Annotated in this window: 11 protein-coding genes; 8 read left to right on the top strand and 3 right to left on the bottom strand. The window is 62.9% G+C overall.

Features of this window, described 5'->3' with window-relative positions:
* Together GSQ90_RS08605 and GSQ90_RS08600 are read right to left on the bottom strand one after the other, a co-directional pair.
* A partial coding sequence (locus GSQ90_RS08605) for a TIM barrel protein (protein ID WP_158814414.1) occupies positions 1 to 856 on the bottom strand: 856 nt, incomplete at its 3' end.
* A 184-nt stretch (positions 857 to 1,040) separates the two neighbouring features.
* Positions 1,041 to 3,137 (bottom strand): bifunctional rhamnulose-1-phosphate aldolase/short-chain dehydrogenase, encoded by a 2,097-nt coding sequence (locus GSQ90_RS08600; protein WP_158814413.1) that lies wholly within the window; start codon positions 3,135 to 3,137, stop codon positions 1,041 to 1,043.
* A gap of 190 nt (positions 3,138 to 3,327) precedes the next feature.
* On the opposite strand from GSQ90_RS08600, the gene GSQ90_RS08595 reads away from it, so the two are divergent.
* The 8 genes from GSQ90_RS08595 (at position 3,328) to GSQ90_RS08560 (ending at position 13,062) form a co-directional block, all read left to right on the top strand.
* Positions 3,328 to 4,152 carry a DeoR/GlpR family DNA-binding transcription regulator gene (locus GSQ90_RS08595; protein WP_158814412.1) on the top strand — a complete coding sequence of 275 codons (825 nt, stop codon included), beginning with the start codon at positions 3,328 to 3,330 and terminating at the stop codon, positions 4,150 to 4,152.
* A gap of 89 nt (positions 4,153 to 4,241) precedes the next feature.
* On the top strand, positions 4,242 to 5,234 hold the full coding sequence (rhaS, locus tag GSQ90_RS08590) for a rhamnose ABC transporter substrate-binding protein (RefSeq protein ID WP_371418347.1): 993 nt from the start codon (positions 4,242 to 4,244) through the stop codon (positions 5,232 to 5,234).
* Between the two features lie 265 nt (positions 5,235 to 5,499).
* On the top strand, positions 5,500 to 7,077 hold the full coding sequence (locus GSQ90_RS08585) for a sugar ABC transporter ATP-binding protein (RefSeq protein WP_158814410.1): 1,578 nt from the start codon (positions 5,500 to 5,502) through the stop codon (positions 7,075 to 7,077).
* A 2-nt stretch (positions 7,078 to 7,079) separates the two neighbouring features.
* Positions 7,080 to 8,078 carry an ABC transporter permease gene (locus GSQ90_RS08580; protein WP_210254859.1) on the top strand — a complete coding sequence of 333 codons (999 nt, stop codon included), beginning with the start codon at positions 7,080 to 7,082 and terminating at the stop codon, positions 8,076 to 8,078.
* A complete protein-coding gene (locus tag GSQ90_RS08575) occupies positions 8,075 to 9,091 on the top strand; it encodes an ABC transporter permease (protein WP_158814408.1) in 1,017 nt (338 codons plus the stop codon). The genes GSQ90_RS08580 and GSQ90_RS08575 overlap by 4 nt, the downstream gene beginning before the upstream one ends.
* Position 9,092: 1 nt before the next feature.
* Positions 9,093 to 9,407, top strand: a complete 315-nt coding sequence (gene rhaM, locus GSQ90_RS08570; RefSeq protein WP_158814407.1) for an L-rhamnose mutarotase — start codon at positions 9,093 to 9,095, stop codon at positions 9,405 to 9,407.
* Between the two features lie 252 nt (positions 9,408 to 9,659).
* Positions 9,660 to 11,024, top strand: coding sequence for an FGGY-family carbohydrate kinase (locus GSQ90_RS08565; protein WP_158814406.1), 1,365 nt, complete (start codon positions 9,660 to 9,662; stop codon positions 11,022 to 11,024).
* A gap of 406 nt (positions 11,025 to 11,430) precedes the next feature.
* Positions 11,431 to 13,062 (top strand): FMN-binding glutamate synthase family protein, encoded by a 1,632-nt coding sequence (locus tag GSQ90_RS08560; RefSeq protein WP_158814405.1) that lies wholly within the window; start codon positions 11,431 to 11,433, stop codon positions 13,060 to 13,062.
* 62 nt (positions 13,063 to 13,124) lie between these two features.
* Here GSQ90_RS08560 and GSQ90_RS08555 read toward each other — a convergent pair whose 3' ends face one another.
* A complete protein-coding gene (locus GSQ90_RS08555; RefSeq protein ID WP_158814404.1) occupies positions 13,125 to 14,192 on the bottom strand; it encodes a fatty acid desaturase in 1,068 nt (355 codons plus the stop codon).
* Positions 14,193 to 14,370: the final 178 nt, after the last annotated feature.

Below are 14,370 nucleotides of genomic sequence, written 5' to 3'. Positions count from 1 at the left end.
TCGAATCGTTGAAATGGAAGCCGCCAAGCTTCTTGAAGCGCACGAGCCGCGCGACGATCTGCTCGATATTGACGTTGGGCGCGTGATGGCCGAGATCGACGAGGCATTGCGCCTTGGGGCCAAGCTCCTGCGCCGCCGCAAAACTCGTTCCCCAATCGGAAATCACGGTCGAATAGAAGGCGGGCTCGTAGAGCTTGTGCTCCAGGAATACGCGCCAGTCGCCGGGCAGCGCCGCGTAAACCTCGCGCATCGAATCGAGATAGCGATCGAGCGCCAGCGTCAGGTTCGACTGGCCCGCGAAATTGGCGCCGTCGCCGATCCAGACGGTGAGCGCTTTCGAGCCGAGTTTGCGGCCGATCGCGACGCAGTCGATATTATGGGCGATCGCCTGCGCGCGCACGGCGCCGTCGACATGGGAGAGCGAGCCGAATTTGTAGGAACGCGTCTGCCCGGGCTGATCCTGGAACGTATTGGAGTTCACGGCGTCGAAGGCGAGGCCACGCGCGGCGGCGGTCTCGCGCAGCGCAGCGTAATCGCTCGTCGAATCCCAGGGGAAATGCGGCGAAATCGTCGGCGTCGCACGCACGAGCTGCTGGATCGTCGCGCAATCGTCGAGCTTGTCGAAGAGGTGGCGCGGCTCGCCGGCGCCAGGAAAGCGCGCAAAGCGCGTGCCGCCCGTGCCGACGCCCCAGGTCGGGATCGCGACGCCGAACGCCATCACCTTTTTGACGAGCGCTTCGCTATCGAGACCGCGCCGGCTCAGCATGCGCGCGAGGGCGGCGTAATCTTCGTCAAGGGCGGGCGCCAGTGCAGCATTCTTGTCAGCGATGAAGTCGGCGTCGATAGTGAAGGTCATCGCCAAATTCTCCTGTTGTCGTCATTGCGAGCGAAGCGAAGCAATCCAGAGATCGTGCCGCCGGCTGGCGGACCGCGCCGGTCGACAAAGCGAAGCTTCGAAATGCAACGCGCTAAGTCTCTTACCGTCACGACATCTGGATTGCTTCGCTCCGCTCGCAATGACGGCCCCCATTTGTCCGCGCTCAGCGCGTAAAGGCCTGCGCGTTGCCAGCGTCGACGTTCAGAATATTGCCGGTCGATTTGGCGGAGAGATCGCTGGCGAAGAAATAAATGCCCTCGGCTATGTCCTCGGGCAGGACGGAAAGCTTGAGCATCGAACGCTGGCGATAGACTTCCTCCAACTCGTCTTCCGTCACTTTGTTGGAAGCGGCGCGCTGCTGGCGCCATTCGCCCGCCCAGATTTTCGAGCCGCGCAGCACCGCGTCGGGATTGACGGTGTTGACGCGGATGCCATGCGCGGCGCCCTCGAGCGCCAGGCAGCGCGCCAGATGAATTTCAGAGGCCTTGGCCGCGCAATAGGCCGAGGCGCCGGCCGAAGCGGCGAGGCCGTTCTTGGAGGCGACGAAGACAATCGCGCCGCCGCATTTCTGACGCTGCATCAGCCGGAACGCCTCGCGCGCGACAAGGAAATAACCGGTCGCGAGCACGTCCATGTTCTTTTGCCAAAGCGCGAGGCTGGTGTCCTCGACAGGCGAAGCCGAAGCGATGCCGGCGTTGGAGACGACAATGTCGATGCCGCCATAGGCGAGCACGGATTCGTGGAAGCTCGCGATCACGCCGGCCTCGTCGGTGACGTCGAGCTTGATGCCGACCGCGCTGTCTCGTCCGAACTTTTTGACCACCGCCGTGATGCGTTCGTCGAGCGCCGCCTGGTCGATATCGGCGAGAATGACGCAGGCGCCTTCGTTCAAGAGCCGCAACGCCGTCGCGCCGCCGATGCCGCCGGCGCCGCCCGTGACATAGGCGATTCGGCCGGCGAGCGATTTCGCCTTAGGCATGCGCTGCAGCTTGGCCTCCTCAAGCAGCCAATATTCGATGTCGAAGGCTTCCTGCTCGGGCAGTCCGACATAGGCGCTGACGCCGGACGCGCCGCGCATGACGTTGATCGCATTGATGTAGAATTCCGAGGCGATGCGCGCCGTCGCCTTGTCCTTGGCGAAGGACAACATGCCAACGCCCGGCACGAGATAGATCACCGCATTCGGATCGCGCATCGCCGGCGAGCTGGGATGTTTGCAACGCTGGTAATAGGCGGAATAGTCGCCCCGATAGGCTTCAAGGCGCGCGTCGAGAGAATCGGCGATCGCATCGACATTGTCGCTTTGCGGGTCATAGGGCAGGACCAGCGGGCGGATTTTCGTGCGCAGGAAATGATCGGGGCAGGACGTTCCCATAGGCGCGAGCGCATCGAGCGCGCGAGAATTGACGAATTCCAGCACTTCGGGCGCATCGGTGAAATGCCCGACCTTGCGCTCGCTTTGCGAGATCTTGCCGCGGACGAGCGGCATCAGTCTTGCTGCGATCGCGCGCCGTTTGGCGGGCTCGGCGGGCTCGATGCGCACGCCGTCGAACGCCGGTTGCTTTTCATGAGCCGCGAGCCAATCGGCCGCCTGCTGGATGATGCGCAACGTGGTCTCGTAACAGGCTTTCGATGTCTTGCCCCAGGTGAAAAGACCATGGGCGCCGAGCACGACGCCGACATATTCGGGATGTTTGGCGGCCATTTCGCCAAGCTTCAGGCCCAGATCGAAGCCCGGCCGCTGCCAGGGGAGATAGCCCAGCGCGCCGCCGAATATTTTGCGCGTCAATTCCTCGGAATTGGCCGAGGCGGCGATCGCGATCACCGCGTCCGCATGAACATGATCGACATGGGCGTGCGGCACGAAACCGTGCAAGGCGGTGTCGATGGATGTCGCGCGCGGGTTGAGATTGAACGTGCAATGGTTGAACAGCGCGACCATTTCGTCTTCATGCGCAAGGCCGCGATAGACGCCTTTCAGGCTCTCCAGCTTGTCCATGTAGAGCGTGGCGAAGCCATCGCGCTTCATCGAGCCGATATCGCCGCCCGAGCCTTTGACCCACAGGACTTGCACAGGCTTTCCGGTCAGCGGATCGGCCGTCTCGACCTTGGCCGAAGTGTTGCCGCCGCCAAAATTGGTGATGCGAAGATCGCTGCCGAGCAGGTTGGAGCGATAGAGCAAAAGGCCAGGCTCATCGAGGGCGGCCGCATGGGAATCGTCCCATAGATTGGGAAGCGGTTTGGCCGCAGCCTGGGTCATCAACGTTGCCTCCGTCGCATTGCGCTTTTGCCGGACCATAAGATCGCAACCGCTCACGGTCAATCGTGTTCTGAGCGATATTGCGGCGCAATGTGATTGATGCGGTGCGAAATTGATGGATTGTGAACGTTTTGCATTGACCGCCCGAAAAGTTCGTGACTAGTTATGAGCGGTCGGGAGGAACAGAGCCGTGCATGAACGCGAGCGCTGGCAGGTCATCAAAGCGATGCTGAAAGAGCACACGCTCGTGCGCATCGCCGACGTTTGCCGGGCCACCGGCGCCTCCGAAGCCTCGGTGCGGCGCGACTTTGCCCGGCTCGCCGAACTGGGCTCCGCCACCCGTGTGCATGGCGGCTTGGAAGCCATTCCCGGTTCGCAACTCGCCTCGAATGACGCGCCGGCGCTGGCGACCCGCTCCTTCGAAATCAGCAAGACGCTCAATGTCGCCGCCAAGCGGGCGATCGCCAAAGCCGCCGTCGCGCTTTGCAGCGACGGGGACGCGATCATCATCAATGGCGGAACGACAACTTTCGAGATGGGCGAGTTCTTGCGCGAGCGCCGCCTGAAGGTTCTCACCAATTCCTATCCGCTGGCCGAGACGCTGATCCATGATTCGAAATGTCGCGTCGCGCTGCCGGGCGGCGAAGTTTATCGCGAACAGAAACTGATCGTCTCGCCGTTCGAAGAAGACGCGATCCAGCATTATTCGGCCTCGCGCATGTTCATGAGCGCCATTTCAATCGGCCCTCTCGGCGTGATCGAGGGCGATCCGCTGATCGCGCGCGCCGAGACCAAGCTCTTGAAGCGCGCCGACAAGCTCGTCGTGCTCGCCGACAGTTCGAAATTCGCCTCGCGCGGCAGTCTTGTCGTCTGCCCGTTGTCGCGCATCGATATTCTGATCACGGACAATGGCGCGTCCGCCGCGGCGCTCGACATGCTGCGAGAAGCCGGCGTGCAGGTGCAATTGGTTGATATCGACGCCGCCGGGCTTTCGAGTTCAAAAGCCGTCGCCTGAAATTGGCGAGGGTCGAATGAAGGACATGCCGCAACAAGCGGGATGAGGCACGAAAAAGGGAGGATACAATGCTCAACAGACGGTCTGTATTGCAATTGATGAGTGGCGCGTCGATTCTCGTCGCGGGCGCCGGCGCGACGCCGGCATTCGCCGCCGACAAGCTGCGCATCGCCATGGTGGTCAAGGCGCTCGGCATCGGCTTTTTCGACGCCTGTCGCGATGGCGGCCTTGAGGCGGCCAAGGAACTCGGCAATGTCGAACTGATCTATACCGGGCCGACCAAGACGACGGCCGAGGAGCAAATTGCGGTGATCGATTCGCTGATCGCGCAAAAAGTCGACGCCATCGCGATTTCGTCCAACGACACCAATGCGCTTGTGCCGGTCTGCAAGAAGGCGATGAGCCGCGGCATCAAAGTGATCTCGTTCGATTCGGGCGTCGCGCCCGAAGGACGCATCTTGCAGCTCGACCCGTCGAACCCGCAATTGATCGGCTCCAAACTGGTCCAGATGATCGCCAAGACCATCAATAACGAAGGCGAAGTCGCCATCCTCTCGGCCACCGCGCAGGCCACCAACCAGAACACCTGGATCGAGTGGATGAAGAAGGAATGGGCCAAGCCCGAATACGCCAAGATGAAGCTGGTGACGACGGTCTATGGCGATGACGTCGCCGACAAGAGCTATCGCGAGACGCAAGGCTTGATCAAAGCCTATCCGAATCTGAAGGGCATCGTCGCGCCGACTTCGGTCGGCATTGTCGCCGCCGCCAAAGCGGTCGTCGACGCCAATCTCGTCGGCAAGGTCTATGTGACGGGCCTCGGCCTGCCTTCGGAAATGAAGGGCGCGGTGCTGGCGGGCGCAACCGACACATTTGCGATCTGGAACCCGATCGACCTTGGCTATAGCGCGACGATGATCGCCGCCCTGATCGCTTCGGGCAAGGCGACCGGCGCCGCCGGCACGACGATCCATGCCGGCCGCATGGGCGACATCAAGATCGGCGCGGATGGCTCGGCGGCGATGGCCGACCCCTTCACGTTCGATAAGTCGAATATCGAGAAATTCGCGAAGATATTCTGAGGCGGCGCGGCGCGACCCATTCTCCCGCTTTGCGGGAGAAGGTGAGCGTATTCCTTCTCCCGCTTCGCGGGAGAAGGTGGCCTCGCGAAGCGAGGTCGGATGAGGGCCTCTCGGCGTGACGAGCGAAACTTGCGGCGCTTGTGCTTTGCCGTTGCATTCGGGGCCGCCGCCCTCATCCGACCCGACTTCGTCGGGCCACCTTCTCCCACCTTCGGCGGGAGAAGGGGCGCTGGCGGCGTCTTTATTTTTTGAGATATCCATCGATATGGCTGTTGACGCATCCACACAGGTGACCGAAACATCAGGCCTTTCCGCGCCGATCCTTACGCTCACCGGCGTCTCCAAGCGTTTCCCCGGCGTGCGCGCGCTGCATAACGTCAATCTCAATTTGCGCGCCGGCGAAGTCACCGCGCTGATTGGCGAGAACGGCGCCGGCAAGTCGACTTTGGTCAAGATTCTGACCGGCATTTATCAACCCGATGAAGGCGAGATCGTCGTTTCCGGCGCGCCTTTCATCTGCACGGGCCCGCGCGACGCCTGGGCCGCCGGCATCGCCGCGATCCATCAGGAAACGGTGATGTTCGATGAATTGAGCGTCGCCGAAAATATCTTCATGGGTCATATGCCGCTGGGCGCGGGCGGACGCATCGACTGGGCCGCCATGCGTTCGCGGACGGCCGAACTTCTCAAGCGACTCGAAGCGGATTTCGACGCGAACACGCTGCTCAAGCGTCTCAGCGTCGCGCAAAAGCACCTCGTCGAAATCGCTCGCGCTCTGTCGCATGACGCGCGCATCATCATCATGGACGAGCCGACTTCCGCGCTTTCGGCGCGCGAGATCGGCGATCTCTTCGCCATCATCGCGCAGCTCAAGCGCCGCAATTGCGCGATCCTGTTCATTTCGCACAAGTTTGATGAGATTTTTCATGTCGCCGACCGCTGGACGTGCCTGCGCGACGGCGAGGAAGTCGGCCATGGCGCCATCGCCGATGTCGCGCAAGCCGATCTCGTGCGGCTGATGGTCGGACGCTCGATCGAACAGGTCTATCCCAAGCGCGACGTGAAGCCTGGCCCCGTTGTGCTTGAGGCCGAGGATCTGGCCAACGCCAGCGAGTTCGACGGCGTTTCGTTTCAGCTTCGCGCCGGTCAGATCATCGGGCTCTACGGCCTTGTCGGCGCCGGGCGTTCTGAAGCGATGCAGGGTCTGTTCGGATTGAGCCCGCTGACGCGCGGCAGGGTCAAGATCGACGGCCGCGAGGCCCATATCCGCTCGCCCGCCGACGCGATCCGCGCCGGCCTCGCCTATGTGCCGGAAGACCGCCAGATTCAGGGCGTCGTGCTGCCCTTCGGCATTCGCGCCAACATGACTCTTGCTTCGCTCAAAGCGCATGCGCGCGACGGCTTCCTGAGCCTCGCCAAAGAATTGCAAACCACCAAGAAATTCGGCGGACGGCTCGCGGTCAAGGCGGCCAATTGGGAGCAGAAGCTGGGCGAATTGTCGGGCGGCAATCAGCAGAAGGTGGTGATCGGCAAATGGCTCGCCTCAGGCCCGCGCATTCTGATTCTCGATGAACCGACCAAGGGCATCGACATCGGCTCAAAAGCGGCCGTGCACGAATTTATGGGCGAACTCGCCAGCGAGGGCATCGCGATCATTCTCGTCTCCTCCGAACTGCCCGAGATCATGGGGCTCGCCGACGAAATCATGGTCATGCACGAGGGGCGCGTCGTGCAACGCTTTGCGCGCGGACAAGCGAGCGCGGAAATGATCGTCAGCGCCGCGATCGCCAACGAGGACGCCGAGGCGCCGTGCGCGGGCGAAAGCGGCGAGGCGCTCCCATGAGCCTGGCTGCCCTTTTTCGTCATCGCGACGCCGCATTGGCGCTGATCGTCGCGGCGCTGATCCTTGCGATTGGCCTGCGCGCGCCGGTCTTCGTCACGCCGGAAAGTCTGATCGGCGTTCTCACCGACACCAGCTTTCTGTTCATGCTGACGCTCGCGCAAATGGCCGTCATTCTGACGCGCGGCATCGATCTGTCGGTCGCCGCCAATCTCGCGCTGACCGGCATGATCGCGGCGCTGGTCTCGCGCGCCATGCCAGGCCTGCCGGTCGCCGGCATTATCGCGCTGGCGGTTGCGCTGGGGGCCGCGCTCGGCGCGTTGAACGGCGCCTTCATCGCGTTTGTCGGCATTCCGCCGATCGTCGTGACGCTCGGCACGCTTTCGATATATCGCGGCGCGATTTTCCTGATAGCCGGCGGCGCCTGGCTCACGTCCAAGGATATGAATCCGGCTTTTCTCGCCTTTCCCAAATCGACGCTGTTGGGCGCGCCGATTCTGATCGTGATCGCGGCGCTGGTCAGCCTGTTCTTTTGGGCGCTGTTGAACCACAGCCGCATTGGGCGCGGCCTCTATGCGGTCGGCGGCAATCCGGTCGCGGCGCGTTATTGCGGCATCGATCTCAGAGTTCAGCAATTCCTCGTCTATACGCTGGCGGGCGCGGTGTCGGGCCTGTGCGGCTATCTCTGGGTGTCGCGCTATGGCATCGCCTATACCGATATCGCGCAAGGCTATGAATTGACGATTATTGCGGCCTGCGTCATCGGCGGCGTCTCGATCGCCGGCGGCGTCGGCTCCGTTCAAGGGGCGTTGCTGGGCGCCTTGTTCCTTGGCGTCGTCGTCAACGCGCTGCCGGTCATCAATGTCTCGCCGTTCTGGCAGATGCTGATTTCCGGCGCGGTCATTCTCGGCGCCGTCGTCATCAATGCGCGCTCGGAACGGCGCAGCGGCAAGCTGATCCTGCGCGGCTCCCGGCGACCGGCAGGCAATGGAGCGCGCGCGTGAGCCTTTCGAACGCCAGTCCCGCCAGCCGCTATGACGTCGCCGATCGGGCGCCGCGCCGACTGTCGGATTATCTCTTGCGCTGGGAGACGATCCTCGTCGTCCTGCTGATCGCCGTCGTCATCGTCAATGCGCTGATCTCGCCGTTCTTCCTTGATTTCTACAATCTCTCCGATGCGACGTTCAATTTCTCGGAAAAGGCGATCCTTGCGCTGGCGATGACCTTGCTGATCATCGTGCGCGACATCGATCTGTCGATCGCCGCGATCATCGCGCTGGCCTCGCTGGCGATGGGATTCGCCGCTGAAGCGGGCGCGCCGACCTTCGCGCTGATCGGCATTGGCCTTGGCGTCGGCGCCCTATGCGGCGCCTTCAACGGCGCGCTGGTCACCGGCTTCGGCCTGCCGTCGATCGTTGTGACGATCGGCACGATGTCGCTGTTTCGCGGCATTGCGCAAGTCGCGCTCGGCGACCAGGCGATCACCAAGTATCCAGCCTCGTTCCAGGCGATCGGGCAGGGCTATATCACCGACAAGGCGCCGATCCCGATCTCTTTCGTGCTGTTTCTTGGCTTGGCGGCGGTTTTCGGAATCGTTCTGCATCGCACGATCATCGGCCGCAAGCTGTTCGCCATGGGCGCCAATCCCGTCGCCGCGCTATTTTCAGGGATAGCGGTCAATCGCATCCGCTTCTGGCTGTTCGTGCTGATGGGCCTGATGGCGGGTCTGGCGGCGGTGCTGCTCACCGGACGCATCGGTTCGACGCGGCCGAACATCGCGCTTGGATTCGAGCTGGAAGTGGTGACGATGGTCGTTCTGGGCGGCGTCTCGATCGCCGGCGGCGCCGGCACGATCCTCGGCGTCACGCTGGCGGTCTTCGTGCTGGGCCTGACGACCTTCGGCCTGTCGCTGGTCAATGTGCCCGGCATCGTCATCAGCATCTTGAATGGCGTGTTGCTGATCGCCTCGATCAGCGCGCCGGCCGTTGCGCAGCGTTTCCTGCGTGGGCGAAGCTGACATGCAACGCACCGCCTTCAAGATGTTTCTCAACCCGGGCTGCGCCGCGGAATATCGGCTGCGCCATGATGCGATCTGGCCGGAGCTTGCGAGCCTTCTGCGCGAGGCGGGCGTCGCCAATTATTCCATTCATCTCGATGAAGAGACGTCGATCCTGTTCGCCTATCTGGAGCGGCGCGAGGGCCATGCGATGGATGCGCTGCCAGGCCATCCCGTCATGCGCCGCTGGTGGGATCACATGAAGGATATCATGCGCGCCAACGCGGATGGTTCGCCCGTCGCCGTGCCGCTGACGGAGATGTTTTATCTGCCATAGAGACTGTTGTTCTGCGTCTGCAAATCGAACGATTCGCGCCGTCTCTCCCTCCCCCCTTGTGGGGGAGGGTAGGGGTGGGGGGTCGCACTGGACTATCCGAAAGAATATTGCGTCTCGGTCCGATAGTGTGGCGCGACCCCCCTCCCTAACCCTCCCCCACAAGGGGGGAGGGAACGCGTATAATCGGCCAACTTTGCTGACGCACGCCAGCAGGCGGAATCGGGTGAGTCAGGGCGCGGGGGGATCCACAAAATGAACGGCGCCGTCGCGGTTCTCGACATCGGCAAGACCAATGTGAAACTGGCGACATTCGCTCGCGAGGGCGCGTTGTTGTGGGAGCACGCCATGCCCAATCGCGTCGCGCCTGGTCCGCCTTATCCCCATATGGATATCGAGGCGATAGGGGCGTTCCTGATCGCGGCGCTCAAGGAGGCCAATAAGGCCCATGAGATTGCCACCATTGTCGCCACGACGCATGCCTGCACAGGCGCGCTCATCGACGACAATGGCCTTCTTCTGCCGGTCATGGATTACGAATTTGCCGGCGTCGAGGAGGTCGAGCCCTTTTATGCGCCGATACGGCCGCCTTTTTCCGAATCCTTCTCGCCCATATTGCCAGCGGGCCTCAATCTCGCCCGGCAGGTCGCCTGGCAGAAGCGACGATTTCCCGAAGCTTTCGCTGAGGCGAAATATTATCTGACCTATCCGCAATATTGGGCATGGCGGCTGTGCGGGATCGCGGCGAGCGAAGTGACGTTTCTGGGCGCGCATACTGAATTATGGGCGCCTTTGGCCGGGCGTTATTCGAGTCTCGCCGCCGCGCTGGATCTCGATCGGCGGACCCCGCCGATGCGGCGGGCCTATGATCGGCTGGGGCCGGTCAAGCCGGATGTCGCCGCCGCGGCGGGCCTACGCGAGGACGTCGGCGTGCTCTGCGGGGTTCATGATTCCAACGCGTCGTTGCTGCCGCATCTCGCCTCGCGCAAGGCGCCGTTCACGATCGTCTCGACGGGCACCTGGGTCATCCTGATGGCGGTAGGCCTCAGCCTCGACGGGCTCGATCCGGCCGACGACACGCTGGCCAATGTCGATGTCGAGGGGCGCCCCGTCGCCACCGCGCGTTTCATGGGCGGGCGCGAATATGCCGCCATCGCCGGCGCGCCAGCCAGCCCCGATGCGGCCTCGCTCGCGCGGGTGATCGCCTCGGGCGCGATGGCCTTGCCGTGCTTTGCGGGGCAGGGCGGTCCCTTCCCGTCGCGCAAGGGCGAAATTCGCGGGGATGTGGCCCCCGCCGACCTGCCGGCGCTTGCGACGCTCTATCTCGCCCTCATGAGCGACCTGATGCTCGATCGCCTCGGCGTCAAGACTGGCGATCTGATCGTCGAAGGGAGTCTTGCCGCCAATCCCGCCTATTGCGCCTTGCTCGCCGCCTTGCGGCCGTCGCAAGCGGTTTATGCGGGGTCGGACGCGGCGGGAACGGCGCGGGGCGCCGCGCTGCTGGCGCAATGGCCGCCGCGCGATTTTCAGCCGCCGGCGCTGATCGCCGCGGCGCCTTCGGCTGTCGAGGGGCTGCAGGCTTATCGAAGGGCGTGGATGAAGGCTGTGCTTGGGGCGTGAAACGCATCTTCCCCCCTTGCGGGGGAAGATGCCCGGCGGAGCCGGGTCGCGGACGAATGCTTTGCATTCGCCTTGGGATGAGGGGAGTCGAGCGAAGCGAGACGGCTTTGAACCTTGCGGAAGCAGGCTCCGTGCATCAGGATTGCGCCTGACGGCAATCTCCGAACTCTCTTGTGAGCCACGGCGCGGCGTCGATAGGTTCAAAGCCGCCGCGCTTCGCGCGGCCACCCCTCATCTGTCACGCTCCGCGTGATATCTTCCCCCGCAAGGGGGGAAGAGCGCCAAATACGATGGGCCGCACGCCTTTTGCAATTGAGGCGAAAGAGATAGTCTCATCGCTGCGTCACGGGCTTGTCGAGTCGACGATATAAGGGACTGGCGGCGCTTCGCGCTGAGGGGGGATTGATTGCGCGTTCTGACTTTGGCGTTCACGCATCGTTTCATCGTGCTGACGCTGTGCGTTCTCGCCGCCGTCGCGCTGTCGATCGTCATTGGCGGATCGATGCTGCGGAGATGGGATGTTCCGCTTGGCTTAGCTCTCCTCGTTTTTGTCGGACTTTCGCTGCTCGGCGTGCGCGACCTTCTGCAGACGCATCATTCGATCCTGCGCAATTATCCGATCTCGGCGCATCTGCGCTTCCTGCTTGAGGAAATTCGCCCAGAAATCCGGCAATATTTCTTCGAGAGCGAAAAGGACGGATTGCCGTTTCCGCGCGACCGGCGCGCGGTCGTTTACCAGCGCGCCAAACTGGCGCTCGACAAACGGCCGTTCGGCACGCAATTCGACATTTACGCGCCGGGCTATGAATGGCTCCAGCATTCGATCGCGCCCAGGCCCGTCGCAACCGAATCTTTTCGCGTCAGCGTCGGCGGGCCCGACTGTCTGCGGCCTTATTCGATTTCGGTGCTCAATATTTCGGCGATGAGCTTTGGCTCGCTGAGCGCCAACGCCATCCGCGCCCTGAACGCCGGCGCGAAAAAAGGCGGCTTCGCCCATGACACCGGCGAGGGCGGCTTCAGCCCCTATCACAAGGAAAATGGCGGCGACATCATCTGGGAGATCGGCTCGGGCTATTTTGGTTGTCGCAACCCCGACGGGTCCTTCAATCCGGACAAATTTGCTGAGGTCGCGGCCAACGATCAGATCAAGATGATCGAAATCAAACTGAGCCAGGGCGCCAAGCCCGGCCATGGCGGCGTTTTGCCGGGCGCCAAGGTCACGGCCGAGATCGCGACGATCCGGGGCGTCGAGGAAGGCAAGGATTGTCTTTCGCCCGCGAGCCATTCGGCATTTTCGACGCCGACCGAGATGATGGGCTTCATCGCGAAATTGCGGCGGCTGTCTCTGGGCAAGCCGGTCGGTTTCAAACTCTGCCTGGGCCATTCCTGGGAATTTCTGGCGATCTGCAAGGCGATGCTGGAGACCAAGACCTATCCCGATTTTATCGTCGTCGACGGCAAGGAAGGCGGCACCGGGGCCGCGCCGCTCGAATTCATGGATCACCTCGGCATGCCGATGCGCGAGGGCCTTGTCTTCGTGCATAATGCGCTTGTGGGCATCGGCGCCCGCGATCGCATCCGCATCGGCGTCGCCGGCAAGATCATCACCGCTTTCGACATCGCGCGCGCGATGGCGCTCGGCGCCGATTGGTGCAATTCGGCGCGCGGCTTCATGTTTTCGCTCGGCTGCATCCAGTCGCTGAGCTGCCATACCGACCGCTGCCCGACCGGCGTCGCGACCCAGGATCCGACGCGCAGCCGCGCCCTCGTCGTGCCCGACAAATCCGAGCGCGTGCATAATTTTCATCGCTCGACGATCCATGCGCTGGCGGAACTGACCGCCGCCGCCGGGCTCGATCATCCCAGCGACTTTCACCCCGTTCACTTCTGGCGCCGGATCAATGTGCGCGAAGTCACGACTTTCGCGGAGATCTATCCGAGCGTCGAGAAAGGCGAACTCGTCGCCGGCGCGCGCGACGAGAGTTTGCGCAAGGCGTGGAATATGGCGAGCGTCGATTCATTCCGGGTGGCGATGTAGGGCGGCAAGGCCCGCGCGTTTGCGCGACCGGCGGATAATCCTTTTAAACGGTTGTCTTATTCTTACGCCGCAAGTTCGGTCGTCGCGGGCTGGATCTTCTTCCGCTTTCGCAGGGCGCTGAAAGAGACGAGGCGGCTCGCGCTTTCGTCCCAAAGCGCGAAGCGGATGCAGCGCAGGCTTTGCCAGAGAGTCAGCCGGCCGACGCCCGAAAGCTCGGGATGATTGCGCAGGACTTCGCCGAGCCGATAATAGGGAATGCGGCTGTTCAGATGATGGACATGGTGGACGCCGATATTGGCGGTGAACCAGCGCAGCACAAGCGGCAAGTCGTAATGCGAAGACCCATGCAAGGCGGCTTCGGGTTGCGACCAGATGGGCTCATGCGCCCATGCCGTGTCTTCAAACTGGTGCTGCACATAAAACAGCCAGACGCCGATCGAGGCGGCGAGCACCGCGATCGGCAGGTGAATGGCGAGAAACGGGCCGATGCCGATCAGCCAGACGAGGAGCGCGGCGACCGAGGCGATCCCCGCATTGGTCGCCATCGTGCTGATCCACGGGCTCCAGCCCGCGCCGCGCATCAGTCCGAACGGCGCCCGGTGCTGCAGGAGGAAGAGATAGGCCGGCCCCAGGCCGAACATCACGGCGGGATGGCGATAGAGGCGATAGCCGAGCCGCCCGCGCCAGCTCATCGCGAGATATTCGCGCACCGTCACGGTGGAGACGTCGCCAATGCCGCGCCGGTCGAGATTGCCTGAACTCGCATGATGCGCCGCATGCGTGCGCTTCCAATAGTCGTAAGGCGTCAGCGTCGCGACGCCGATCACGCGCCCGACCCAGTCGTTGATCGCGCGATGGCGGAAGAAGGCGCCGTGGCTGCAATCATGCTGGATCATGAACAGGCGCACGAGAAACCCGGCGGCGGGCACCGCCAGCATCAGGCTCAGCCAATAGCTGACATGCAGCAGCGCCCACATCGCCGCCCATAGGCCGATCAGCGGAACGGCGGTGATCGCGATTTCGGTCAGGCTGCGCCGAAGCGAGGGGTCGCGATATCGGATCAGGCGCCCGCGCAGGCCCTGAACATCGAGGGGTATATTTTTGGAGGAATCCTGGTCGCCGTATGACATCGTCGAAGCACCGTCGGATCGAGCTTTTGCGACCGCCTCAAGCCAACCGCAAGAGAAACGAAACCCGAAAGCCGCAATTTTCGCGAGCGCTTATAGAGGATTCGTGCGGCGCAATTGCGACGGGCGGCGGTGAGGTCGTCGTTATTGCGAAGGGAATCTCGCGCCGTCATTGCGAGCG

The organism is Methylocapsa sp. S129, from assembly GCF_009765995.1.
Lineage (GTDB): Bacteria > Pseudomonadota > Alphaproteobacteria > Rhizobiales > Beijerinckiaceae > Roseiarcus.
The sequence above is the reverse complement of the archived record's forward strand: the minus strand, read 5'-3'. Positions and strand labels throughout refer to the sequence as shown.